General features: G+C 69.2%; 19 protein-coding genes. 7 read left to right on the top strand and 12 right to left on the bottom strand.

Annotation, left to right across the window (positions count from 1 at the left end; all coding sequences use genetic code 11):
- Window positions 1-126: 126 nt before the first annotated feature.
- The 3 genes from K2W61_RS11075 to K2W61_RS11065 all read right to left on the bottom strand — a co-directional run bounded on the left by K2W61_RS11075 (window position 127) and on the right by K2W61_RS11065 (window position 1,475).
- Entirely contained in the window at window positions 127-675 is a 549-nt protein-coding gene (locus tag K2W61_RS11075) for an ureidoglycolate lyase (protein WP_175132975.1), read from the bottom strand.
- Window positions 672-911, bottom strand: coding sequence for an Arm DNA-binding domain-containing protein (locus K2W61_RS11070; protein WP_175132976.1), 240 nt, complete (start codon window positions 909-911; stop codon window positions 672-674). Before K2W61_RS11070 ends, K2W61_RS11075 begins: the two co-directional genes overlap by 4 nt.
- An 81-nt stretch (window positions 912-992) precedes the next feature.
- Window positions 993-1,475: an SRPBCC family protein gene (locus tag K2W61_RS11065; RefSeq protein ID WP_175132977.1), complete on the bottom strand. Its 483-nt coding sequence runs from the start codon at window positions 1,473-1,475 to the stop codon at window positions 993-995.
- Window positions 1,476-1,561: 86 nt separating this feature from the next.
- Here K2W61_RS11065 and K2W61_RS11060 point away from each other — a divergent pair, with 86 nt between their 5' ends.
- Window positions 1,562-1,942: a cupin domain-containing protein gene (locus K2W61_RS11060; protein ID WP_175132978.1), complete on the top strand. Its 381-nt coding sequence runs from the start codon at window positions 1,562-1,564 to the stop codon at window positions 1,940-1,942.
- 16 nt (window positions 1,943-1,958) lie between these two features.
- Here K2W61_RS11060 and K2W61_RS11055 read toward each other — a convergent pair whose 3' ends face one another.
- Complete coding sequence (locus K2W61_RS11055) at window positions 1,959-3,149, bottom strand: MFS transporter (RefSeq protein WP_419761643.1); 1,191 nt, start codon at window positions 3,147-3,149, stop codon at window positions 1,959-1,961.
- Between the two features lie 429 nt (window positions 3,150-3,578).
- On the opposite strand from K2W61_RS11055, the gene K2W61_RS11050 reads away from it, so the two are divergent.
- Together K2W61_RS11050 and K2W61_RS11045 are read left to right on the top strand one after the other, a co-directional pair.
- Complete coding sequence (locus K2W61_RS11050) at window positions 3,579-6,569, top strand: WG repeat-containing protein (protein WP_236755604.1); 2,991 nt, start codon at window positions 3,579-3,581, stop codon at window positions 6,567-6,569.
- Between the two features lie 2 nt (window positions 6,570-6,571).
- Complete coding sequence (locus K2W61_RS11045; RefSeq protein ID WP_236755603.1) at window positions 6,572-9,460, top strand: WG repeat-containing protein; 2,889 nt, start codon at window positions 6,572-6,574, stop codon at window positions 9,458-9,460.
- 53 nt (window positions 9,461-9,513) lie between these two features.
- Here K2W61_RS11045 and K2W61_RS11040 read toward each other — a convergent pair whose 3' ends face one another.
- On the bottom strand, window positions 9,514-10,374 hold the full coding sequence (locus K2W61_RS11040; RefSeq protein WP_175141228.1) for an isocitrate lyase/PEP mutase family protein: 861 nt from the start codon (window positions 10,372-10,374) through the stop codon (window positions 9,514-9,516).
- Between the two features lie 106 nt (window positions 10,375-10,480).
- On the opposite strand from K2W61_RS11040, the gene K2W61_RS11035 reads away from it, so the two are divergent.
- The gene (locus K2W61_RS11035) at window positions 10,481-11,359 is read left to right on the top strand and encodes a LysR family transcriptional regulator (RefSeq protein WP_175132982.1); all 879 of its coding nucleotides are present in this window, start codon (window positions 10,481-10,483) and stop codon (window positions 11,357-11,359) included.
- A 66-nt stretch (window positions 11,360-11,425) separates the two neighbouring features.
- Here K2W61_RS11035 and K2W61_RS11030 read toward each other — a convergent pair whose 3' ends face one another.
- The 4 genes from K2W61_RS11030 to K2W61_RS11015 all read right to left on the bottom strand — a co-directional run bounded on the left by K2W61_RS11030 (window position 11,426) and on the right by K2W61_RS11015 (window position 15,127).
- Complete coding sequence (locus tag K2W61_RS11030) at window positions 11,426-12,241, bottom strand: siderophore-interacting protein (RefSeq protein WP_175141229.1); 816 nt, start codon at window positions 12,239-12,241, stop codon at window positions 11,426-11,428.
- Between the two features lie 36 nt (window positions 12,242-12,277).
- Window positions 12,278-13,114, bottom strand: coding sequence for a PadR family transcriptional regulator (locus tag K2W61_RS11025; RefSeq protein WP_236755602.1), 837 nt, complete (start codon window positions 13,112-13,114; stop codon window positions 12,278-12,280).
- A gap of 108 nt (window positions 13,115-13,222) precedes the next feature.
- A complete protein-coding gene (locus K2W61_RS11020) occupies window positions 13,223-14,119 on the bottom strand; it encodes a DMT family transporter (RefSeq protein WP_175132984.1) in 897 nt (298 codons plus the stop codon).
- 72 nt (window positions 14,120-14,191) lie between these two features.
- Window positions 14,192-15,127, bottom strand: coding sequence for a helix-turn-helix transcriptional regulator (locus K2W61_RS11015; protein ID WP_236755600.1), 936 nt, complete (start codon window positions 15,125-15,127; stop codon window positions 14,192-14,194).
- Window positions 15,128-15,222: 95 nt separating this feature from the next.
- On the opposite strand from K2W61_RS11015, the gene K2W61_RS11010 reads away from it, so the two are divergent.
- Window positions 15,223-16,677: an MFS transporter gene (locus K2W61_RS11010; RefSeq protein WP_236755598.1), complete on the top strand. Its 1,455-nt coding sequence runs from the start codon at window positions 15,223-15,225 to the stop codon at window positions 16,675-16,677.
- A gap of 20 nt (window positions 16,678-16,697) precedes the next feature.
- Here K2W61_RS11010 and K2W61_RS11005 read toward each other — a convergent pair whose 3' ends face one another.
- The 3 genes from K2W61_RS11005 to K2W61_RS10995 form a co-directional block, all read right to left on the bottom strand.
- The gene (locus tag K2W61_RS11005) at window positions 16,698-17,465 is read right to left on the bottom strand and encodes a phytanoyl-CoA dioxygenase family protein (protein ID WP_175132986.1); all 768 of its coding nucleotides are present in this window, start codon (window positions 17,463-17,465) and stop codon (window positions 16,698-16,700) included.
- A 191-nt stretch (window positions 17,466-17,656) separates the two neighbouring features.
- Window positions 17,657-18,769, bottom strand: a complete 1,113-nt coding sequence (locus K2W61_RS11000) for an AI-2E family transporter (protein WP_175132987.1) — start codon at window positions 18,767-18,769, stop codon at window positions 17,657-17,659.
- A 183-nt stretch (window positions 18,770-18,952) separates the two neighbouring features.
- Entirely contained in the window at window positions 18,953-20,017 is a 1,065-nt protein-coding gene (locus K2W61_RS10995) for a LysR family transcriptional regulator (RefSeq protein ID WP_236755597.1), read from the bottom strand.
- A gap of 393 nt (window positions 20,018-20,410) precedes the next feature.
- Between K2W61_RS10995 and K2W61_RS10990 the strand changes: the two genes are divergently transcribed.
- Window positions 20,411-21,601 carry an efflux RND transporter periplasmic adaptor subunit gene (locus K2W61_RS10990; RefSeq protein WP_175132989.1) on the top strand — a complete coding sequence of 397 codons (1,191 nt, stop codon included), beginning with the start codon at window positions 20,411-20,413 and terminating at the stop codon, window positions 21,599-21,601.
- Between the two features lie 36 nt (window positions 21,602-21,637).
- Entirely contained in the window at window positions 21,638-24,853 is a 3,216-nt protein-coding gene (locus tag K2W61_RS10985) for an efflux RND transporter permease subunit (RefSeq protein WP_175141233.1), read from the top strand.
- Window positions 24,854-24,855: the final 2 nt, after the last annotated feature.

The following is a 24,855-nucleotide window of genomic DNA, read 5'->3' as shown; positions in this document are numbered from 1 at the left end:
CTGGCACATTTCACCAGGGTAGTGAAAGCGCACGGAGATGACGGCACTATCTTTTTGCGGGCCATGGGGCGGCGATGCAATGCGCCAACACCATGCGCCGGACACCGCCTGTCCGTCCGCCAGGATTCAGTCCGGCAAACGCAGCGGCTCCAGTTGCCGCGCCGGAATCGCCGTAATCGCGCTTTCGCTGGGGGTGGCGTCGATGGTCAGGTGCTGGATCAGGTCCAGCGTGGTCGAGCGGCGCGTCAGCATCAGGCAGGTGACTTCGGCCTCGTCCACGCGCGTGGCGTGCCAACAGCCCGGGCGCATGCACACGCCCTGCCCCGGCTCGACGCGGAACGCCGCCAGGGTTGCCAGGTCCGGGCTGCCGTCGGCCGCGCTGCGCGCCACCACCTGGATGATGGCGCCGGTGAGCGGCACGATCGCCTGTTGCGTCAGCAGGTGCTTTTCCAGGCTGGCGATCTCGGAAGCGGCGCTGCGGTAATTGACCCACAGCACCTCGGCGTCGCCGCCGGCGCCGGTGTTGAAGACATGTTCCTGCCAGAAGTCGGTGGCCTCGTTGCTGAACATCGGCACGCCGTTGCCCAGCGGGATGGGCTTGCCCAGCATCCAGCCGTAGGCGGTGAAGGCATCGGCGGTCAGGTCGTGCACGGGCAAGGCGGCGGCGCCGGTCATGTGGGGTCCTTTGCGGGAGGGGAAGCAATGGCACGCCGGGGGAATTCGGCGTCGTAGTCGAAGTCGCCGCGCGCGATGGCCGCCAGGATGGCGGCGCGTCGTTCGGCGGCGCGCTTGAGGTTGGCCGCAGTGGGTTTGACGCGGATACGCTCCACGCAATGTCGGCCCTGGTGGAAGAAGCCGATCTCGATGGACGATTCGGATGCCGGCCTGACGCCGTCGAAGCCTTTGCTCATGCCCCCTGCCCCGCAGGCGCTCGGGCGCCTGCTCGAAAGTCCGGGATTATCGCAGTTTTGCCCGGATCGGGGCATACGGTTTCAGCCGTTTTCCGCGGCCTGGCTGGCCGCCGCCAGGCGGCGCCAATTGCGGCTGGCATAGGCATGCGCCTGGCGCAGCCCGGCCCACAGGCCCAGGCGCTTGGCCCAGCGCAGGATGCCCGCGGCCTCGAACTGCGTGACGCGCCGGACCTCGGTGCCGCGCCCCGGCACCGGCCGCAACTCGAAGGTGTCGACCAGGGAACCGACCCAGCCCGCGCACCACACGGTGCTGCGCTGCATCTGGTAGCGCAGGCGTTCGTCGGGCTGCAGGATCAGGATGCGCTGATCGATGGTGCCACGGTCGGTGGTGCACTGGCGCGTGAGGCCCACGGCGGGCGTGCCTTCGAGCACCTTGCAACTGATCGGCTTGGGCACGCCGAGCCGAAACAGCAGCGGCCGGGTGTCGTCCATGCGCGCGTGCAGGAAATGCGGCCAGATGTGGCGGGGCTCGCACGGAAACAACCAACGGGATTCGATCTGCATGCGGGGCTCCTTGACGCAAAGGCGTGCCGCCGACGCGGCCCGCGACACTGTTATAACGCGTATAGGCCGCTCCCTGGAGAAACCGCATGCCCATCGATCTGTCGTCGCACTACCTCTTTCTGGATACCGCCGGCCACGCCGCCACGGTCGAGGGCGGCAACGCCTTCTGGTCCCTGCCGCGCGAGGCGCTGGAACCTTATGGCCACGGCTGGCTGTTGTCGGAATACACCTTCAGCGCCGACTGGCCGCAATGGGAAATGCACCCGCAGGCCGACGAGATCGTGCGCCTGATGTCCGGCACGGCCGAGCTGCAGCTGGAATGGCCCACCGGCATCCAGTCGGTGCGGCTGGAAGCCGGAAGCGCCTACGTGATTCCCAAAGGCGTCTGGCATACGGTCAAGGTCATCGAACCCTGTCGCATGCTGCACGTCACGCTGGGCGCGGGCACGCAGCACCGGCCCCTGTAGTCCCGCCGTCCGCCGCTCAGGCGGCCACGGCGGCGCGTGCGCGCGGCAGCTCGCGGTCGTCGATGGGCCAGTGCAGCGCCGCCGACAGCACGCCCAGCGCCATCGCGCCCAGCCAGATCAGGTCGTACGAATGGGTCGCCTCGAACACGACGCCGCCCAGCCAAACGCCCAGGAACGAACCGAGCTGGTGGCCAAAAAAAACGAAACCGAACAGCGTCGTGATGTAGCGCACCCCGAACACCTGCGCGATCAGGCCGTTGGTCAGCGGCACCGTGCCGAGCCAGACAAAGCCCATGACCGCCGCGAACACGTAGACCGACGCTGGCGACAGCGGCAACAGGAAGAACAGCGCCATGGCGGCGGTGCGCAGCAGGTAGATGCCGGCCAGCAGGTACTTGCGGCGATGGTGCGCGCCGAGGATGCCGCAGACGTAAGTGCCGGCCACATTGGCAAGCGCGATGATGGCCAGCGCGGCGACGGCGTCCGCCGCGCGCATGCCCTTGTCCATCAGATAGGCCGGCAGGTGTGTGCCGATGAAGGCCAACTGGAAGCCGCAGGCCAGGAACCCGAGGTTCAGCAGCCAGAAGCCCGGTTGCGCGAAGGCCTCGCGGATCGCCGCGCCCAACCGTTGCCCGGGCTGCGCGGCGCCGGGCGCCGCCGCCACGCGGACGGTTTCCTTCAGCGGCCAGGCCAGCGGCAGCGCCGCCGCCAGCACCGACGCGAAGATCAGCAAGGCGCTCACCCAGCCCCAGCCGCCAATCAGCCACTGCGCCGCTGGCACCAGGGTGAACTGCCCCAGCCCGCCGACCGCGCCGGCCACGCCCAGGGCCCAGCCGCGCCGCTCGGGCGGCACCAGCCGGCTGAGCGCGCCGTAGATCACGGCGAACGCGGTGCCCGACAAGGCGATGCCGATGCAGATGCCGGCGCTCCACATGAAGGCCGCCGCGCTGGTAGCGTGCGCCATCCCGACCAGCCCCAGCGCATAGAACACCAGGCCGCCCAGGACCACCTTGGCCGAGCCATAGCGGTCGGCAATCATGCCGGTGAAGGGCTGCGCCACGCCCCAGGTCAGGTTCTGCACCGCCATGGCCATGGCGAAGGCCTCGCGCGACCAGCCGCGATCCATGGTGACGGGAAGCAGGAACAGGCCCTGCACGTGCCGCACGCCCAGCGCCAGGCCCATGACGATGCCTCCGGCCAGCACCATCAGCCACAGTTTGCGTGACGGGGGGGCGGGGTCGGACGGAGCGGCGACGGCGGGAACGGCGGACATGGCGAACCTCTGGCGTGAAACGTCGGCGCCCGCGCAGGGGCGAATGCCGCTATTACAGGGGCGCCCGGGCCGCCCTTCAACCGATTATTTTTCGCCGGCTGCATGCGCCGCGGGAATGCCAGCAGGCATCGCCCGGGCCCGCCGCCGCGCCCTGCCTGGCAGGCCGGCAGCCGCCAAGGCGGGCGATGTTAACGGTTGGTTTTCTATCGTTACATATGCCGTCTTTTTGCGGGCGATGGCTGGTTACAGTGCTGTCCTCGTTCCTATCCCCACAGGCACTTCCATCATGCGGCACGCCCGGCCCCGCCCGTTCCCATCCATTGCGCCCGCGCGCGATCAGGCGCGCTGCGCGCCCGTCGCATCATGAGGGGCGCTTTCCGCTCGCGCGCGCTCTGCCGGCCGGGGCGGCGGCCGCTGGCGCTGGTCGCGGCGCTGGCCAGCCTGAGCCTGGGCTCCGCGCCGGCCAGCGCCGACGAATACGCCGACTGGCAACGCGACTGCGTCGGCCGCACCTATGCGGTCACCCCCGACGTCAGTTGCCAGCGCGGGTATGCCGAAGGCCTGGCCGCCGTGATCACCGGCAAGGCCGACGATGCGGCCGGCACCTGGGGCTACATCGACAAGCAGGGCGGGATGGTCATCGCGCCAGCGTTCCAGGAAGCCGAGTCGTTCCAGAACGGCCTGGCGGCGGTGCGCCAGGGAGACCTGTGGGGCTACATCGACCCGCGTGGCAACTGGGCCATCGAACCGCGCTTCACGCGCGCCTCGGGCTTCAACGCCGCAGGCACCGCGCTGGTCGAGCAGGACGAACGCGACGTGCTGATCGATCGCCAGGGCCAGGTGGTCAAGACCTTCGTGCTGGGCACGCGCTCGTGGGGCTTCCAACGCGGCCAGAAACTCGCGGAAATGGAAGTGCCGCAGCCGCCGCGGTTGTTCAACACCGCGACCGGCCGCGCGCTGACGCTGCCCGCCGATGTGATGATGCTGGCGCCGTCCGACTCCGGCGACCTGCCGGCGCAACGGCGCAGTTCGCGTTATGGCGGCGAGTGGGGCTTGCTGGATGCCGACGGCCGCTGGGCCATCGCGCCGGAGGTGCTGCGCTCGCAGCAAGCGCCGCTGCGCGACGGCGACACGCTGGCCGTGCTGCGCGAGGGCGCCTGGCGCTTCGTGCGGCCCGATGGCACGGCGCTCAACGGCGACGGTTATGAAAATGTGACGCGCGTGGCGCGCGGGCTGTGGCTGGTGAAGCGGCCCAAAGGGCAAGGCCCCGACGCGCTGCTGGACGCGCGACTGGAGCCGCTGCATACCTTCTCCCAGCCGTACGTCGGCGTCGAGGCGACCGATGGCTGGAAGGTGTTGAGCGACATCGACGCGGTGATCCTGATCCCGCCCAACGGCAAGCCGCAGGTGGTGCGCGCGGACTTCGGCCGCGTCAGCGTCAGACACGGCCTGGCCTGGCTCAGCGACCGGCAGCCGGCCGCCGCGGCGGCCATGGCATCGCCCACCGATCCGGCCCCACCGCAGGCCGTAGAGGCGGCCGAAGCCGCCGATGCGCCGCAAGCCGTCGAAGCGGCGACCGACACCGCCGCGGCTGCCGCCGACGCTGCCATGGCCGCCGCCGACGCTGCGGTCAGCGCCGATGCGGGGGGCTACGACACCGAAGCGACCCTGACGCAGATCTATCGCGCCGACGGCACGCCGTTGCTGGACGCCGGCACGGTCGCACGGCTGGCCCAATACCGCGTCACGCCGTTCAGCCCCCGGCGCGACGGCAAGACGCAGGCCGAAGCGCTGCCGCTGGCGTTGCTGCATCCCCACGACTACAGCCAGCCGACCGGCATCCTGACGCGTTCGGGCAAGATCGTCACCAACCCGGAATGGGACGACATGAGCAGCTATGACGCCAGCGCCCCCCTGCTGGTGCAGACCCGCAAGCGCACCGTCGGCGCCATTGATGCCGAGGGCAACTGGATCCTGCCGCCCAGGTTCGCCAGCATCGGCGGCTTCAAGGGCGCTTACGCGTGGGCCCGCATGCCCGACACGGACCGCAATGCCGCCGTGCTGATCGATACCCGCGGCAATCCGCAGAAGCTGCCGGCGCGCATCGAGGTCAACGGCGACAAGCTCGACGGCGATCTGCTCTACTTCTATGCGCTGGACGGACGCCGCGACCGCCGCTGGGGCCTGTGGAACATCCGCAGCGCCCGCGAGGCCGTCAAGCCGACACTCGAACGCATCGAGGATTTCACCGACGACTGGGCCAAGGCGCAGGATCAGGGCCTTTGGGGCGTCATCGACCGCCACGGCAAATGGGTAGTCGCCGCCACCTACTCCAGCAGCTATGAACTCGATTACCTGGGGAACGGCTATCTGCTGGCGCGGGAACCGAAGCGCGAGGATGACACCGGCTACGGCGACGACTATCGCCTGATCGACCTGCGCACCGGCAAGCGCAGCGTGGTGCTGCACGACCGTCCGCAGGACCTCAAGCGCGGCCGCTATCTGGCGCAGGGCAAGGACGGCGCCACGCTGCTGTTCGACGCCCAGGGCGGCATGACCCGGCTGTTCGAAGGCGAGCCCGAGCGCAAGGAACCATTCGGCGACTGGATCTACGTGCAGTACCGTTCGCGCAACGGCGCCATCGACGCCCGGGGCAACTTCAAGGTGCCCGCCACCCAGGGCGAATTCAACCCCTTCTTCGTGCAGCCCGAAGGCCTGGCGCGCGTCTTCGACGGCCAGCGCTACCGGCTGATGGACGAGAACGGCAAGACGCTGCTGGCCGCGCGTGGCGACGGCACGCCGCTGGCTTCGATGAAGCGCGTGGTGTTCCGCGACGGCAAGAATTCGCAAAGCGTGATGACCGATCTACAAGGCCGCGAAATCACCCGTTTGCAGGGCGAATTCGCGCTGGAGGAACGCAATGCCAGCGAAGGCGTGGTGGTCTATCGCGGCCAGAACGACCGCTATGGCTTCGTCAATGCCGACGGCAAGCGCGTGGTCGGCCCTTACTTCGACCGGCTCGGCCCGTTGCGCGACGGCCTGGCGCTGGCGCGGCGCGAACAACGCAGCGGCAAGCTGCTGGGCTACATCGACCTGACCGGCCGCTACGTCATCGCGCCGGCGTTCGGCTGGGCCGATGACTTCAGCGAAGGCCGCGCCCTGGTGCGCCGCGAGGGGCAGTTGGAATTCATCGACACACGCGGCGCCACCACGGCGCTGTTCGGCCTGATCTGCGGCCAGGTCGTTGTGTTCGACGCGCACGGACGGCTGACCTGGCCGCGCGAAACACTGACCTGCCCTGACGCCCGCGACCTCGGACGCGCGCCGCCCCCTGAATCCGCCCAGGCACAATGACCATGATTTCACGCGCGTTTCACGCTACCCGCCTCGCCTGCGCCCTGGCCGCGCTGGGGTGCTCGCTATCCGCCACCGCCCAGTACCGCCATGATGGCATCTCCTGCGTCGACGGCCCCATGGACGTGACCGCCGTACGCGATGCCCGCCATGGCGATGCCGGCCCCGCCGGCTGCATCGGCCCGCTGTCGGAAGACCGCGCCGCGGTGCTGCTGCCCTCCTCGCTCGAAGAGATCGACCGCGTGCCCACCGACGCTTCGCTGCGCCGCCACGCCTGGGGTTTTGTCGACGCCAACGGCAGACTGGCCGTGGCGCCGCAGTTCGAACGGGTCGGCGATTTCCATCATGGCCTGGCCGCGGTGCGCTGGAAAGGCAAGTGGGGCTATATCGACGCCAAGGGCAAGATGGCGGTGCCGCCGCGCTACGACAGCGCCTCGGATTTCGTCGCGGGCGGGCTGGCGGTGGTGACGCAGGACGGCCAGTACCAATTGATCGACCGCGCCGGCAAGGCGGTGGGCGACGCCATCGATGCCAGCGTCGACAGCGTGCGCCTGGGCGAAGGCAAGCCGGCCCGGCTGTCGATCACCTATCGCGAGGAATTCCGCGCCGCCAATGGCGAGCGCCGCTACGCCAAGCCCGGCGTGCAAGTGCTGTCCAGCTACGGCAACGGCCTGTTCATCGGCGTGGACAACCACGGTATGTACGGCCTGCTCGATAGCGACTGGAACTGGCGCGTGCCGCCGCAATACCACGACATCTCGCGGCGCGACGACGACGCCCTGGCGCTTGGCGCCGGCATGGAAGAAGAGGTGCTGATCGACGCTGACGGCAATGTGATTGGCCAGGGCATGCGCTACGAGCGCCTGACCCGCGTGGGCCGGGCCTTCTGGAGCGCCGAGCTGCCACGCGGCAAGGGGTATGCCCTGCTGGATGCCGGGGGACGGCCGCTGGCGACGCTCACGCCGGCCGAGGCGCGCACCTCGGCGATCCATGACGACACGCTGGTGTACGCGTCGGGCGACACACTCAAGGCCTATGTGGCCGGCCGGGCCGAACCGGTGGTGCTGGGCAGCGGCATGCGCGCCGAACAGAACGAAGGCGGCTATCTGCTGTTCCGCAATCCGGCGGGCCAGGTGGCCGGCCTGCTGACGCCCAAGGGCGTGTGGCTGCATGGCGAGAGCGCGCCGCAGTGGCTAGCCGATGTCGGCCGGATGGCGCTGCGCCAGGGCAAGCTGTGGCTGTCCAGCCAGGACGGCCAATTGCTCAACGCCCTGGACGCCGACGGCCGCGCGATCCTGCAGCCCGACGCCCTGGCAGCGGCGCAAGGGGCGCAACTGCGCGACCTGCCGCTGGACGTGCCGGGCGGCCCGCTGGGCCTGCTGGGCCAGGGCTACTGCCACTGCACGGACGGCGGCGCCGGCCTGCTGCTGGCCGACGGCAGCGTTGCCACGCATAAGGACTGGACCGAGATCGTGCCGCTGGACGGGGCGCGCGACGACAACGGCGCCGACGACGAGGCCGGGGCCGCCCCCCTCGGCGCTGGCGACCTGCGCTTTGCCGCGCAGACCGAGGCCGGCGTGCAGTTGCTCGATGGCCGCGGCCAGCCCATGGATCTACCGCTACAGCAGTACATCGGCGCCTTCCATCAGGGCTATGCGCTGATCTACGCCAAGGGCCAGACCCGGCTGATCGACCGGACCGGCAGGATCTATGCGCTGCCGGACTATTTCGAGGCCGAGGTGGTGGCGCCCGGACGGGTGCGCTATCTGAAGACCGCGGCCGAGGGCGACCCGTGGGGCCTGTACGATTTCATCGCCGGCAAGGAAGTGTCGCCGCTGGCCTTCCAGCACATCGGCCGATTCCAGCACGGCCAGGCCGCCGCCTCGCTCGGCGCCGGCAAGGCCGGCGTGATCGATCCGCAGGGCCAGTGGGTGGTGCCGCCCCGCCACCACGCCGTCGAACGCGTCAGCGACAAGCTGTGGCGGGTGCTGCAAGCCGGGCCGCAAGCGGACGATTACCGCCGGCCGGCCGCACTGGTCAATCGTGACGGGCGCGTCCTGACCGCCTTCCAGCCGGCGCTGGAGGTGTCGCGCGAGGCCAATGGCAGCTACATCGCCTACAGCGAAAAGCAGCGCTGGCTGATCGCGCCCGACGCCTCCGGCACGCTCGACCTGGAAGACGCCCAATACGTCCCGATGGGCGACTGGCTGGCGATCCGCCGCGCCGACCGGCACGGCTACGTTGACAGCCAGGGCCGCTGGCAAGTCGCGCCCGGCCCGGTGGCGGGCACGCCCTTCCAGGGCAGGCCGGCGCGCGCGTTGATCAGCGGCGACGGCGGCGCGCGCCTGATCGACGAGCATGGCAAGACCGTCATCAACCTGCCGGCCGGCCAATGGTATTGGCCGGCGGGATCGGCCTGGCTGGTGCGGCATGGCAGCGACGATAACGGCAAACCGATCACCGCCTACGTCGACACCGCCGGCAAGACTCGCCTGACGCTGGCCGGCAACGGCACCGCGTTCTCGGAGGGCCAGGCCGCGTTGGTGCTGCCCGATGGTGGCATGCGCGCGATCAACGACAAGGGCGTCGCGTCCGGGCCGACCTTCACCCATCTGGGGCCGCGCCGCAACGGCCTGTCGGTCGCCGCCGTCGGCGATTACTTCGGCTACGCCGATGGCCAGGGCCGCATGGCGGTTGCGCCCGCCTATCTGTGGGCCTCGGACTACGCCAACCAGCGCGCGGTGGTGTCGACGCGCGCGCAGTCGATGATCCTGGACGAACGCGGCGCGATGGTGGCGCGCGTCACGCTGGTGTGCGGCATCCGCACGCTCTACGGCGCCTACAACCAGCGCCTGTGGCCGCTGTCGATGCCGCAGCGCTGCCGCCAGTGACGCCGCGCGGGCGGCGCGCGCCGCGCTCGCCCGCGTCCGCAATGGCTTAGCCCCTACTGCGTGTCCAGCGCCAGGTAGCGGCGCGTCTGCACGATCTCCTCGCGTTCCTTGAAGCTGGTCAGGCGGTCGGCCAGCGCGCTGCTGTCGCCGGTCTCGCGGATCGCCGCCAGCGTGGCCTGCATGGCGTGGATGGCGGCGCGCTGCAGGTCCGACGGAATGATCGCCAGGCGATAGCCCATGGCCGCCAGATCCGGCAGCGGCACCAGCGGCGTCTTGCCGCCATAGAACATGTTGATGAGCTTCAGGCCGGGCAGCCGGTCCGCGATGGCGCGGATCTGTTCCAGCGTTTCCGGGGCCTCGACGAACACCATGTCGGCGCCCGCCCGCAGGTAGTGTTCCGCGCGCGCGATGGCGGCCTCGAAGCCCTCGACCGCGATGGCGTCGGTGCGGGCGATCACCAGCGTGTCGGCATCGGCCAGCGTCTGGCGCGCGATGTGCACCTTGCGGCACATTTCCTGCGTATCGACCAGGCTCTTGTCATCCAGGTGGCCGCAGCGCTTGGGAAACGACTGATCCTCGATATGGAAGGCCGCCACGCCGGCGCGCTCCATGGCGCGCACCGTGCGCTCGACGTTGGCCGAGCCGCCGAAACCGGTGTCGGCGTCGGCCACCACCGGCAGGCCGCTGGCGTCGACGATTTTCTCGACCCGGTCCATGACCTCGGTGAAGCTCAGCAGGCCGATGTCGGGATAACCGGCAGCACGCGCGATCGCGCCGCCGCTGGCGTAGACCGCGTTGAAGCCGGCGGCCGCCACCAGGCGGGCCGACAGGCCGTCATAGGCGCCGGGCGCCACCACGATGTCCTGGGCGAGATGCTGGCGCAACCGGGCGCCGGGAGTGAGGGTCTGGGTCATGGGGCATTCCTTTGGAAAACGATACGTCGATGCCCGCATCATCCCGCCGCCGAACTAGAATGTCCAATATATGGAAAATTGAATATTAGTACTTTATGGATATCAAATGGAACTGCGCCATCTGCGTTACTTCGTGGCCACGGCCGAAGCCCAGCACTTCACCCGCGCGGCCGAACAGCTCGGCATGGCGCAACCGCCGCTGTCGCAGCAGATACGGCAACTGGAAGAGGAAGTGGGCACGCCGCTGTTCGACCGGCGCGGACGCGGCGTCAGCCTGAACGATGCCGGCCGCGCTTTCCTGGCGTGCGCGCAGGACATCCTGCAACGCGCGCAGGCGGCGGTGGAAATGGCGCAGCGCGCCGCGCGAGGCGAAGTCGGCGAGCTGTCGCTGGGGTTCACCGAATCGGCCTCGTTCCACCCGGTCGTGACGGAACTGATCCGGCTCTACCGGCAGCAATATCCCGACGTGGAAATGACGCTGTCCCAAGACGACAGCGAAACGCTGGTGGCGCGCCTGCGCGCCGGCCTGATCGACGCGGCCTTCGTGCGGCCGCCGTTCGCCATGGACGGCGGTTTGCGCTTCATGCAGTTGACGGAAGAACCCTTGATGGTGGCGCTGCCGCTGAGCCATCGGCTGGCGCGGCGCAAGCGGCTGGCGCCGGCCGACCTGGCGCACGAACGCTTCATCCAGTATTCGCGCAAGTCCGGCTACGGCCTGAGCGCCGACATCATGGCGGCATGCCGCCAGCACGGACTGAACCCGCTGCCCGGCCAGCGCGCGCCGCAGTTGTCCTCGGCGGTGAACCTGGTGGCGGCCGGCATGGGCGTGGCGATCGTGCCCGCGTCGCTGCGGCACCTGCGGCCGGACGGCGTGGTGTACCGCCCGTTCGCGCTGGACTGGCCGCGCGCGGTGCTGGGGCTGGCGGTGCGCGAGGACGCGCCCGGCGGGCGCGTGGCCAATCTGCTGGCGCTGGCGCACGCTTAGGCGCCGTGGCCATGGCGGGCCGCTGGCCGGTGCCGCCCTCAAGCCGCCCGTCGCCGCCACGGTGGCTCAGTCGTCGTGCGATTCGTGCACCGCGATGGCGCCGCGCTTCCAGTAGCTGGCCGCGCGGATGCGGCGCTTGTCGATGCCATGCTGCGCCACCATGATTTCACGCACCGCCTTGGCCACCGCGGATTCGGCCGCCACCCAGACATAACCCGCGCCCGCCGGCAGCGTCAGTTCGCGCGCCGCTTCCAGCAGCAGGGTGCTGTAGCCGGCGGCCGTGCCATTGCGATGCAGCCAGCGCACTGAGGCCTGGGCCCGCGTGGTCAGCGGAATCTCGTTGCCGGCACTGGGCACTTCGACCCGCACCAGCGCCTGCGTCGTGGCGGGCAGTTCTTCGAGGCGGCGGGCGATGGCCGGCAGCGCGGTTTCATCGCCGATCAGCACATGCCAGTCGAAGCCCGCAGGCACCACGAACGAGCCGCGCGGGCCGCCGATGCCCAGGCGCTGGCCAACCGTGGCCTGCTCGGCCCAGGTGGCGGCCGGGCCATCGCCGTGCAGCACGAAATCGATGTCCAGTTCCTGGCGCGTGGCGTCGAAGCGGCGCGGGGTGTAGTCGCGCGCCGCCGGGCGCGGCATGCCCTCGGGGAACGTGATGCCGTCGGGGCCGACTTCGGGCAGGGCCGGCGGTTGCGAGGGATCGGCGGGAAAGAACAGCTTCACGTGGTCGTCGAACGACGCGGACACGAAGTCATGCAGATCCTCGCCGGTGAAGGTGATGCGGGCCAACAGGCCCGCGATGCGTTCGACACGCGCCACGGTCAGGATGCGCATCTTGAGCGGATGGCGCACACGTTCGACGGTCAGGTCGGTCTGGGTCATGAAGTCTCCAAAGGGATGGACGGGAAAGGGCCGGGATCAGCCACAGTCCTTGCCCGTGATTTCCTCGGTGGCGCGGCGCAGGATGGCGGCGATGCGGCGCTGCTCGGCCGGCGAGGCGTCGGTGCGTTGCAGCAGCGCGTGACGGATCGCCTGGCGCGCATGCACGAATTCGTCGATCCAGCCGGCGGCGTTTTCATCATCGCCGGCGGCCGCGCGCGGTTCGCCGCTCCAGGCCTGGCGCATCCAGTCCATCTTGCGGGCCACGTGCTTGAGCTTGTTGAACATCACCGACAGGCGCTCGCGATTGGCGTCCAGGTGCGCGCGGCCCGGCTCGGCCAGGTGATAGCGCTTCTTGCTGCCTTCCTGCTCGACGGTGGCGTAGCCCAGTTCCTCCAGGTAGGTCAGCGCGGGATACACCATGCCGGGGCTGGGCGTGTAGAAACCGTTGGACATGGCGCCCAGCGCCTTGATCAGTTCGTAGCCATGGCTGGGGTTCTGCTCCAGCAGGCCAAGCAGCATCAACTGCAGGTCGTCGGCGGTGACCTTGCGACCGCGCGCAAAGTGGCGGCCATCGCCGCCGAAGCCGTCGTCGGCGTCGCCGCCGCGGCCGCCCCACGGGCCGCCGCCGAACCAGCCGCCGCCCCCGGCGTGGCGTCCGTGACGGCCACGGCCGCCCTCGTGCCAGCCGCCGAACGCGAAGTCCGAGCCGTGGCCGCGATGAGCATGGAATGCCGGGTGATCGTGATGACTTTGAGGGCCGTGATCGCCGTCATGGTGTTGATGGGCGTGACGGTCGTGATGATGGCCGTGGCGCTCAGGATGGGCGTGGCGGGCGCCACGGGCAAAGGCGGTCAGGAAATGGAAATGGCGCATGAAGGGCCTCGCGGGTGTCTGACGTTTTACTTACGATATATCTTAAGATATAGATCGTACGATACACAGACCCGATTCCAGGCGTCAAGCGCCTTTTTTGGCCCGCCGCTATCCGCGCGCCTTGTCCAGCACCCCGGCGGCGATGCCGCCCACGATCAACGCCATCCCCAGCGACAACGGCAGGTCCAGCGGCTCATGCAGCACCGCCGCCGAGCACAGCAGGCCCACCACCGGCACGCCCAGCAGGCCGATCGCGGTAACGCCCGCCGGCAGCGACCGGTTCACATTCACCGCCGCCCAGTACGCCACCGCGATGCCGAACACGCCGCCATAACCCAGCAGCCAGGCCAGGTCCGCATGCCACGCCACGCGCGGCGCGCCCTCCGCCGCCCAGGCGACCGCGGCCAGCCCCCCCGACGCCAGCAACGCCTGCCAGAACGCCAGCTCGAACGGCGGCGTGACCCAGCGATGCGCGCGCACGTAGACGATGTTGGCGGCCCAGCACAACGCCGCCAGCAGCACCAGGCCGTTGCCCAACAGGGCATCGTGATTGCCCCAGTCGAAGGACAGCGGATTGAAGATGACCGCCAGCCCCAGCAGGCCGAGCGCCAGCCCCAGTTGCCGTCCGCGCCCGATCGGCTCGCCCAGGAACATGCGCGCGGCCGGGATGACCCACAGCGGCGTGGTGTAGGCCAGCACCACCGAGCGGCCGGCCGGCACGTATTGCAGGCCCAGGCTGACCAGCGCGGCGAACGCGCCCATGTGCAGCAGGCCCACGCTCAGAATCACCGGCAGGTCGGCCTTGACCGGCCGGGCCACCCGCCGCAGCGCCAGGCCCAGCAACAGCAATGCGGCGGCGCCGACGACGCTGCGCGCGGCCACCGCCCAGAGCGGCGTCAGGTATTGCAGCAGCAGCTTGCTGACGACCCAGGTGAAGCCCCAGGCCAGCACCACCACGACGAGCAGCGACAAGGCCTTGCGGCGGGACAGGATTTCGGTGGACATGGCGAACGGGGAAGGGGCGAACCGCCCCGACTATAGAAGCGCGCCGCGCCCCGCCGTAGCGCCACGCGGCGCCTATTCCCTGGAGCCACGCGCGCCCGCGCGCGGCTTGCGCGCCAGCCAGCGCGCAAAGGCCGCGGCCAGCGGTTCATCCGGCGCCGGCGCGTAGACCACCAGGCGCAGATGGCGGCTTTCATCGACCGACAGGGTGGCATGCTCGAACGCCACCTCGCCCAGCGCCGGCAGGCGCAGGCTGCGCACGCCCATGCAGGCGCCATGCACGTCGTGCTCGCGCCACCACGCCTTGAATTCGGGGGCGACGCGTTCGAGTTCATCGACCAGTTCGGTGATGTCCGGCGCGCCCGAGGCCGAGGCGAAATCGCGCCGGAACGTGGACAGCATGGCCGGCGCCTGCGCCGGCCAATCGACGAACAAATCCCGCATCGCCGGCGCCACGAACAGCATCCACAGCAAGTTGCGCCGTCCGGCCGGTTGCGCGCCGAAGCCGAACACGCGTTCGGCGGCGGCGTTCCACGCCACCACGTCCCAGCGCAGGTTGAGGACATAAGCGGGGCGCGCGGGCAGGTCGTCCATCAGGCGCCGCACCTGCGGCGGCACGGTGCACCAGGTGCGGCCCGGCTCGGCCGGCGGGCGTTGGTGCGCCAGCAGGTACAGGTGGCGCCGTTCGGCCGCGTCCAGCTTCAGCACCCGCGCCAGGTTCTCCAGGAAAGTGGCCGACACGCTGATGTTGCGGCCCTGCTCGAACCAGGTGTACCAGGCCAGGCCCACGCCGGCCAGCGCCGCCACTTCCTCGCGCCGCAGCCCGGGCGTGCGGCGGCGGCCGCCGGCCGGCAGGCCCAACGCGGCGGGGCTCAGACGCTCGCGGCGCAGGCGCAGGAATTCGGCGAGGTCGGCGCGGGTGCGATCCAGGCGCTGGGCGCCTGTCTCGGCGTCGGGACGCGCGGGTGGCAGGGGCGCGGCGGCCGGGTCACGCAGGGCAGGACGGGGCATGGACTATTGCCTTCAGTAATAGCATAAACAGCTAAATTGTATGAGGCTCGAACAGCCCACAGAATAGCGCCGATTCCCACTCTGAAGGCCTGTTCATGCCCTCCGCCACCCTGCCCTCGCCCCGCCCCGATGCCTGCGCCAAACCCGCCAAGCCCGCCACCCCCGGCCGGCTCGGCCTGGCCGTGCTGCTGTCCGGCGGCTTCATCACGATCTTCGACCTGTTCGTGGTCAACGTCGCCATCCCCAGCATGCAGCGCACGCTGTCGGCCAGCTTCGCGCAGATCAACTTCATCATCGTCGCCTACGAACTGGCCTATGGCGTGCTGCTGATCGCCGGCAGCCGGCTGGGCGACCGCCATGGCCGCCGGCGCCTGTTCATGCTGGGCATGGCCGGTTTCGCGCTGGCCTCGGCGCTATGTGGACTGGCGCCCGACGCCAACACGCTGATCGGCGCGCGCGTGCTGCAGGGCGTGGCGGCGGCCATGCTGTTCCCGCAGGTCTACGCGCTGATCCGCGTCAGCTACGACGGCCACGCGCGGCGGCGCGCCTTCGGCCTGCTCGGCATGACGCTGGGGCTGGCGGCCATTGCCGGCCAGGTGCTGGGCGGCTGGATCGTGCATGCCGACCTGTTCGGCCTGGCGTGGCGCACGATCTTCCTGGTGAACGTGCCGCTCGGCGTGCTGGCCTGGCGGCTGGCGCGCCACATCCCCGAATCGCGCGACGCCGCCGGCGCGCCGATGGACTGGGGCGGCTCGGCGCTGGTCGGGGCGGGGCTGGGGCTGTTGCTGCTGGCGCTGGTCGAAGGGCCGGCGCGCCACTGGCCCGCGTGGACGCTGGCCTGCGGCGCGGCGGCGGTCGCATTGCTGGCGCTGTTCGTGTGGCTGCAACGCCGCGCCGGGGCCGCCGGCCGCGTGCCGCTGATCGACATGGCGCTGCTGGCGCAGCCGCGTTTCGCGGCGGGCTGCCTGCTGGTGACGCTGGTGTTCTCCACCGCCAGTGCGATGTTCCTGTGCTACGCCCTGCTGTTGCAGACCGGGCTGGGCGTGGATGCGCTGACGGCTGGCACGGTGTTCGCGCCGGCCAGCGTGGGCTTCGTGGCCGGGTCGATGGCGGCGCCGCGGCTGGTGGCGCGCTTCGGCACGCGCGCGGTCACCGTGGCCGCGCTGCTGTATGGCGGCGCCACGGCCGCGTTGATGCTGCAAGTGGGAGCGGCCGGCGCCGCGCTCGCGCCGTGGTCGCTGGTGCCCGCGCTGGTCTGGCTGGGCGCGGCGCAAGGCGCGGTCAACACGCCGCTGGTCAATCTGGCCTTGGGACTGGTCGACGACCATCAGGCCGGCATGGCCGCGGGCGTGGTGGCCACCCTGCAACAGGTGGGCGCGGCGCTGGGCGTGTCCGCCGCCGGCATGCTGTTCAGCGGCACGCTCGATGCCATGGCCGGCGCGGCCCTCGGCGACCGCTACGCCCAGGCTTTCGCCAGCGCGATGCGCTTCAACCTGGCGGCCATCGGCGCCTCGGTGCTGCTGCTGTGGTGGCTGGCCCGGCGCCGCTGATGGCGCCGGCGCGCGCCACGCTAACCGGCCAGCGGTACGCCCGGCTGGCTGGCCGATCGCGTGCCCGGCAGCGGGTGGCAGGACTGCGGATAGTAGGTATGCACCAGCGACAGCTTGACGCGGTCACTGCGGTTTCCCTGGGCCGCGTGCAAGGTGCGGCAATGGAAGAACACCAGATCACCGGCGCGCAACTCGGGGCAGACGGCGCGCGCGATCCATGCGGCGTTCTCCGGCGCGTCGTCGCGGAAGAACTTCTGCGCATCGAATTGCGCCGGCTGGAAAGCTGCCGCGTGCGAACCGGGAATGAACGACAGCCCGCCGTTGTCCCAGGTTTCATCGCCCAGGGCCAGCCAACAGGACACCAGGTCCGTGTCGGAAAACGACCAGTAGCGGATGTCCTGGTGCCAGCCGGTCAGGCTGCCGTAGGCCGGGTGCTTGGTCATCACGCAGTTGTGATGCACGGTCGACAGCACCGGCGTCTCGCCGAAATAACGGGACAGCGATTGGCCGATGGCCGCATCCGTGGCCCATTGCGCGAACAGCGGGTCGCGGCCATAGGCGCCGAGCAGGCGCCGCACGGTCAGGCCGCCGGCCGCCTCGCGCGACGCAGGCGCGCCGGGATAGCGCAGATCCGCTTCGTATTCGATCGGTGCCACGTGTTCGCGCAGATGGCGCTCGGCCAATGCCCGCAGCGCCGCGACCCGCGCCGGGTCCGCGAACTGGCGCGCGACCACGAAACCCTGCTCGCGCAGGACCGCCAACTCATCTTCTTGCAATGACCGGGACATGCTGAACCTGCCAACCCTCAGACCCCGCGGCGTAAGCTGCAAAGCGTCTGCGCACAGGGCAGGCGCGTGCCGGACGAGGCGCCGGCGGGCGCGGGGAGCGCTAGATTACACCCAAACCCCACGCGGCCGGAACGCAGGCCCGCTTGCCGAGTCAGCAGCGGCGTTGCCGCCATCCGCGCCCCAAGGCCGCGCTAGCCGCCGGCCGCGGTCTTGTTGGACGGCGCCGCGGCCTTGATCCGGGCCGTGTCGCGCTCGACTTCCTCGTGGTGCACCCATTCGCGCCATACGGCCACCAGCAGCGCCATCAGCACAGGGCCGACGAACAGGCCGACGAGGCCCATGGTTTTGACCCCGCCCACCAGCCCGAAAAAGGTCGGCAGGAACGGCAGCTTGACCGGGCCGCCTACCAGGCGCGGCCGCAGCGTCTTGTCGACGATGAACAGCTCGACGCTGCCCCACACCATCAGGGCGATGCCCGCCACCACGTGGCCGGAGCCCACCAGGTACAGCGACACCAGCGTGAACGACAGCGGCGCGCCGCCCGGGATCAGCGCCATGAAGCCGGTGACCACGCCCAGCAGCACCGGCGAGGGCACGCCGGCAACCCAGTAGGCAACGCCCAGCACCAGGCCCTCGCCCAATGCGATCAGGCCCATGCCGGTGACGGTGGAATTGATGGTGGCCGGCACCACGCGCGAAAAGCGCTGCCAGCGCGCCGGCAGGATGCGTTCGCCCAGCACGTCCAGTTGCGCCACCATGCGCATGCCGTCCTTGTAGACGAAGAACAGCGTGATCAGCATGAACAGCACCGTCAGCAGCAGCTGGAACACGTTGCCGGTGGCGGCCAGCACCATGCGGTAGATATTGCCCAGGTGTTCGCCGCTGACGGCCTCGACCAGGGCGCCCAGCGCATGCGGCTGGCCAATGTACGCCTGCCAGTATTCGGAGAGCCGGTCGCCCAGCACCGGCATCGAGGTGATCCAGTTGGGCACCTCTACGCCGTGGCGGTTGGCGGCGATGGCCCAGGCGAAGAACGTGCTGGCTTCCTTGATGGCGTAGGACAGCGCCAGCGACAGCGGCACGATCAGCACCACGATCACCATCAGCAACGCCAGCGAGGCGGCCAGCGCGGTGCGGCCGCCGCAACGCACCACCAGGCGCTGGTACAGCGGCCAACTGGCCAGGCCGATGATCAGCGCGGCCAGCGCGGGCACCAGGAAACCGCTGAGGAAGTACACCCCCGCCAGCAGGACGAGCAGCAAAAGCCAACGGGCGATCAGATAAGCGGGGAGTACAGGCTGCATAGCGCGGATCGACAGAGAATGCGTTGAGGCTTTGACTGTCGGACTATACAGACGTTTCGAAACACACGAAGGACACCAGCCCTGTATTTACTACGGGGTTTCCCGGTGTTTCGGGATTTTGCCGGCGACTTGCCGGCGCGGCGCGCCCCCGGGGCCCGCCACGCCGACCGGCACGATTGACGGCTACAAGGCGTATTCGGCGGCCTCTTCGCGCGCGGTGCGGCGGCGCGGCATGGGCTCGTTGGCGGCGGCCACGCCGGCCATGGCCATTTGCCTGGCCTGGCTGACCTGGCGCTGCTGGAACACGCCGCAGCTGGCGGCGGCCGGATCGGTTTCGTCGCGGCCGCTGAGCAGCGGGCAGCTGGCGAACAGTTCCGCCGCCCAGTCGGCGAAGGCGCGCACCTTGGGCGAGAGCTGGCGGCTTTGCGGATACAGCACCGAGATCGCGGTGGCGCTGGGCTTCCATTGCGGCAGCACTTCGATCAGTTCCCCCGACTGCAGATAGGGCAGCGCCATGTAGCGCGGCGCCTGGATCAGGCCGAAACCCTTCAGGCCGCAATCCAGATAGGCGCCGGCTTCGTTCACCGCCACGGTGCCGCGCATGTCCACTTCCTGGTGCTTGCCGTCGATCTTGAAGTCCCAGGCGCAGTTGCGGCCGGTGCGGCTCGAAAAATAATGCACCGCGTGGTGATTGCGCAGTTCTTCGATGGTCTGCGGCATGCCATGGCGCGCGACGTAGGTCGGCGAGGCGCAGGTCACGGTCTGCAGCGTGCCGATGCGGCGCGCCACCAGGCTGGAGTCTTCCAGGTCGCCGGCGCGGATGACGCAGTCGACGGCCTCCTGCACCATATCCACGGGACGGTCGCCCATCCCCAGCACCAGCTCGACATCGGGATACTTGTCGTGGAAATCACACAATGAGGGGATCAGGATCAAGCGGCCGATACAGGTCGGCACGTCGATGCGCAGCCGGCCCTTCAGGCGCAGCGCCGCTTCCTGGAAGCAGGCCTCGGTTTCCTCGACATCGGCCAGGATGCGCACGCAATGCTGGTAGTAGCCGGCGCCGTCGGGCGTCAGGCCGATGCGGCGGGTGGTGCGGTTGAGCAGGCGCACGCCCAGCAGGCGTTCGAGATTCTGGATGATGGTGGTGACGGTGGTGCGCGGAAGCGAGAGGCTGTCGGCCGCCCGGGTGAAGCTATTGGCATCCACGACGCGCACAAACACCTGCATAGCCTGAAAACGGTCCATGGCGACGGTGTCCTTTTAGGGCAATTGGGTCGGGGTGTACGGAGCATAACCCGAATTCGGCCTGGATTAGACAATTCTGTCGAACAGTGTTGCCGAGATAGACAGGTTTATCCGCGCGGGCAAAACATTCAGAATGCAAACCATCTTGAAGTGCCCGTGCCGCCCGGCGCCATCCCAGGGCCTGTCAATCCTCAGATTCCGATCCCGGCAAAATCCGTCCCCAAAAAGACGGATTTCACCAGGGAAGGGTAATCACCCCGCATGTTGCACTGCAATATGACATCGGTGTTTCAGGACTGACAGCCCCGCCGCGATGCCCGCCCCCGCCGCCCTCCCGCCCCCTCGCGGTCCTGGCCAGCGCGCTTCACCCCGACACCAACCTCAAGGAACATCATGGTTTCGCGTAATCGTATTGCTGTGCTCGTCGTTTTCGCGGCCGTCATCGCGGCCGGCGGTAGCTACGCCCTGCTTCGCGCCCCCGCCGGCGCCAATGCGGCCCAGGCGCAGAGCGCGCCCGCCGCGCCTCCGGTCGAAGTGGCGGAAGTGGTCAGCAAGACCATCGTCGACTGGCAGCGCTATTCCGGCCGGCTGGAGGCCATTGACCGGGTGGATATCCGCCCGCTGGTCTCCGGCACCCTGACCGCCGTGCATTTCAAGGACGGCAGCATCGTCAAGAAAGGCGACGTCCTCTTCACCATCGACCCGCGCCCCTATGCCGCCGAAGTCGACCGCGCCGCCGCCGCGCTGACCGCCGCCAAGGCCCGCGCCTCGTACACGGCCACCGAACTGGCGCGTGGCAAGCGCCTGCTGGCCGACAACGCCATCGCGCGCCGCGATTTCGAGGAAAAGCAGAACGCCGCCCGCGAGGCCGCGGCCAATCTGCAGGGCGCGCAGGCCGCGCTCGACTACGCCAAGCTCAACCTGGGCTATACCCGCATTGAAGCGCCGGTCACCGGCCGCGTCTCGCGCGCCGAAGTCACGGTCGGCAACGTGGTCGCCGCCGGCGCCGCCTCGGTGCCGCTGACCACGCTGGTGTCGGTCTCGAAGATGTACGCCTCGTTCGACGTCGACGAACAGACCTTCCTGAAGTACGTGAACCCCGCCCGCAACGACAAGGCCGGCTCGGTGCCGGTCGAACTGGGCCTGGCCAACGAGGAAGGCTATTCGCGCACCGGCTTCGTGCAATCGGTGGACAACCGCCTGGACACCACGTCCGGCACCATCCGCGTGCGCGCCGAGTTCGACAACGCCGACGGCACCCTGCTGCCCGGCCTGTACGCCCGCATCCGCCTGGGCGGCAGCGAACCGCGCAGCGCCGTGCTGATCGACGAAAAGGCCATCGGCACCGACCAGGACAAGCGCTACGTGCTGGTGCTGGACGACAAGAATCACGCCAACTACCGCCAGGTCAAGCTGGGCGCCAACCAGGAAGGCCTGCGGGTGGTGGACGCCGGCCTGGCCGCCGGCGAACGCATCGTGGTCAATGGACTGCAGCGCGTGCGCCCCGGCGATGCCGTAAGCCCGACCGTGGTGCCCATGGTCGCGGCGCAACGCAACCCGGTCAAGACCGCGGCCGTCAACTAAGCCGCCGGTGAACCGCAAAGCAGAACGAGAACGTTCATGAATATCTCGAAATTCTTCATCGACCGGCCGATCTTTGCCGGGGTCTTGTCCGTGCTGGTGTTGCTGGGCGGCCTGCTGGCCATGTTCCAGCTGCCGATCTCGGAATACCCGGAAGTGGTGCCGCCCTCGGTGGTGGTGCGCGCACAGTACCCGGGCGCCAACCCCAAGGTCATCGCCGAAACCGTCGCCTCGCCGCTGGAGGAATCCATCAACGGCGTGGAAAACATGCTGTACATGCAGTCGCAGGCCAACAGCGACGGCAACCTGACGCTGACGGTCAACTTCAAGCTGGGCGTGGACCCGGACAAGGCGCAGCAGCTGGTGCAGAACCGCGTGTCGCAGGCGCTGCCGCGCCTGCCGCCGGACGTGCAGCGGCTGGGCGTCACGACCACCAAGAGCTCGCCCACCCTGACACTGGTGGTGCACCTGATCTCGCCCAATGACCGCTACGACATCACCTACCTGCGCAACTACGCGATCCTGAACATCAAGGACCGCCTGGCGCGCATCACCGGCGTGGGTGAAGTCACGGTGTGGGGCGCGGGCAACTACTCGATGCGCGTGTGGCTCGACCCGCAGAAGGTCGCGCAGCGCGGCATGACGGCCAGCGAAGTGGTGGCCGCCATCCGCGAACAGAACGTGCAGGTCGCCGCCGGCGTGATCGGCGCGTCCCCGACCCAGGGCGACGTGCCGCTGCAGCTGAACGTGAATGCGCGCGGCCGCCTGCAGACCGAAGAGGAATTCCGCGACATCATCCTCAAGACCTCGCCCGACGGCGCCGTGACGCACCTGTCGGACGTGGCCCGCGTGGAACTGGACGCCCAGGAATACGGACTGCGTTCGCTGCTGGACAACAAGCAGGCGGTGGGCATGGGCATCATGCAATCGCCGGGCGCCAACGCGCTGGAGGTGTCCTCGCAGGTGCGCGCCGCCATGACCGAGCTGGCCCAGGACTTCCCGCCGGGCGTGGAATACCGCATCGAATACGACCCGACCCAGTTCGTGCGTTCCAGCATCGAGGCCGTGGTGCACACGCTGCTGGAAGCCATCGCGCTGGTGGTGCTGGTGGTGATCCTGTTCCTGCAGACCTGGCGCGCCTCCATCATCCCGCTGCTGGCGGTGCCGGTGTCGATCGTCGGCACCTTCGGCCTGCTGCTGATGTTCGGCTATTCGATCAACGCGCTTTCCTTGTTCGGGATGGTGCTGGCCATCGGGATCGTGGTCGACGACGCGATCGTGGTGGTGGAAAACGTCGAGCGCAACATCGCCGCGGGCCTGAGTCCGCGCGACGCCACCTATCGCGCCATGCGTGAGGTGAGCGGGCCCATCATCGCCATCGCGCTGACGCTGTGCGCGGTGTTCGTGCCGCTGGCGTTCATGACCGGCCTGACCGGCCAGTTCTACAAACAGTTCGCCATGACCATCGCCATCTCGACGGTGATCTCGGCCTTCAACTCGCTGACGCTGTCGCCGGCCCTGTCGGCCCTGCTGCTCAAGAGCCACCACGACAAGCCGGACTGGCTGACCCGTGGCATGAACCGCGTGTTCGGCCGCTTCTTCAACTGGTTCAACAACATGTTCGGCCGCGCCTCGGAGAACTACGGCGTGGGCGTGTCCGGCGTGATCCGCCGCAAGGCCGGCGCCATGGGCGTCTATGCCGTGCTGGTGGCCGCCACCATCGGCGTGTCGTACCTGGTGCCCGGCGGCTTCGTGCCGGCGCAGGACAAGCAGTACCTGATCGGCTTCACGCAGTTGCCCAACGGCGCCTCGCTGGACCGCACCGAAGACGTGATCCGCCGCATGAGCGACATCGCCCTGAAGGAACCCGGCGTGCAGAGCGCCATCGCCTTCCCGGGCCTGTCGATCAACGGCTTCACCAACAGTTCCAGCGCCGGCATCGTGTTCGTGACCCTCAAGCCGTTCGAAGAACGCAAGGGCGCGGCGCTGTCGGGCAACGCCATCGCGGGTTCGCTGAACCAGAAGTTCAGCGCCATCCAGGATGCCTTCATTGCCGTGTTCCCGCCCCCGCCGGTGCTGGGCCTGGGTACGCTGGGCGGCTTCAAGCTGCAGTTGGAAGACCGCGCGGCGCTGGGGTATGCCGAGCTGGACAAGGCCAAGCAGGCCTTCCTGGCCAAGGCCCGCCAGACGCCCGAACTGGGCCCGGCGTTCTCGAGCTACGAGATCAACGTGCCGCAACTGGACGTCGACCTGGACCGGGTCAAGGCCAAGCAGCTGGGTGTGCCGGTGACGGAAGTGTTCGACACCATGCAGATCTACCTGGGTTCGATGTACGTCAACGACTTCAATCGCTTTGGCCGCGTGTTCCAGGTGCGGGCCCAGGCCGATGCGCCGTACCGCGCCCACGCCGACGACATCCTGCAGCTCAAGACGCGCAATGCCGCTGGCGAGATGGTGCCGCTGTCGTCGCTGGTGACGGTCAAGCAGACCTTCGGCCCGGAAATGGTGGTGCGCTACAACGGCTATACCGCCGCCGACATCAACGGCGGCCCGGCTCCGGGCTACTCGACCAACCAGGCGCAGGCCGCGGCCGAGCGCGTGGCGGCCGAGACCTTGCCGCGCGGCGTGAAGTTCGAGTGGACCGACCTGACCTACCAGCAGATCCTGGCGGGCAACGCCGGCCTGTGGGTGTTCCCGATCAGCGTGCTGCTGGTGTTCCTGGTGCTGGCCGCCTTGTATGAAAGCCTGACCCTGCCGCTGGCCGTGATCCTGATCGTGCCGATGAGCATCCTGGCGGCGCTGACCGGCGTCTACCTGACGGGCAACGACAACAACATCTTCACCCAGATCGGCCTGATGGTGCTGGTGGGGCTGTCGGCCAAGAACGCGATCCTGATCGTGGAATTCGCCCGCGAGCTGGAGATGAACGGCCGCAAGCCGCTGGAAGCCGCGATCGAGGCCAGCCGCCTGCGCCTGCGTCCGATCCTGATGACGTCGATCGCTTTCATCATGGGCGTGGTGCCGCTGGTGCTGTCGTCCGGCGCCGGCTCGGAGATGCGTCACGCCATGGGCGTCGCGGTGTTCTTCGGCATGCTCGGCGTGACCCTGTTCGGCCTGTTCCTGACGCCGGTGTTCTACGTGCTGCTGCGTTCGCTGGGGGGCAAGACGCTGCACTCGGCCGCGCCGCATGAAGCGCCGGTGTGCGTGCCGCACATCGACCCGCACGCGCCGCCCGCCCCGCAGCACAACCCCTGATC

Source organism: Achromobacter pulmonis (genome assembly GCF_021733725.1).
GTDB classification, from domain to species: Bacteria; Pseudomonadota; Gammaproteobacteria; order Burkholderiales; family Burkholderiaceae_B; genus Achromobacter; species Achromobacter pulmonis.
This window is presented reverse-complemented; position numbering and strand designations above follow the sequence as displayed.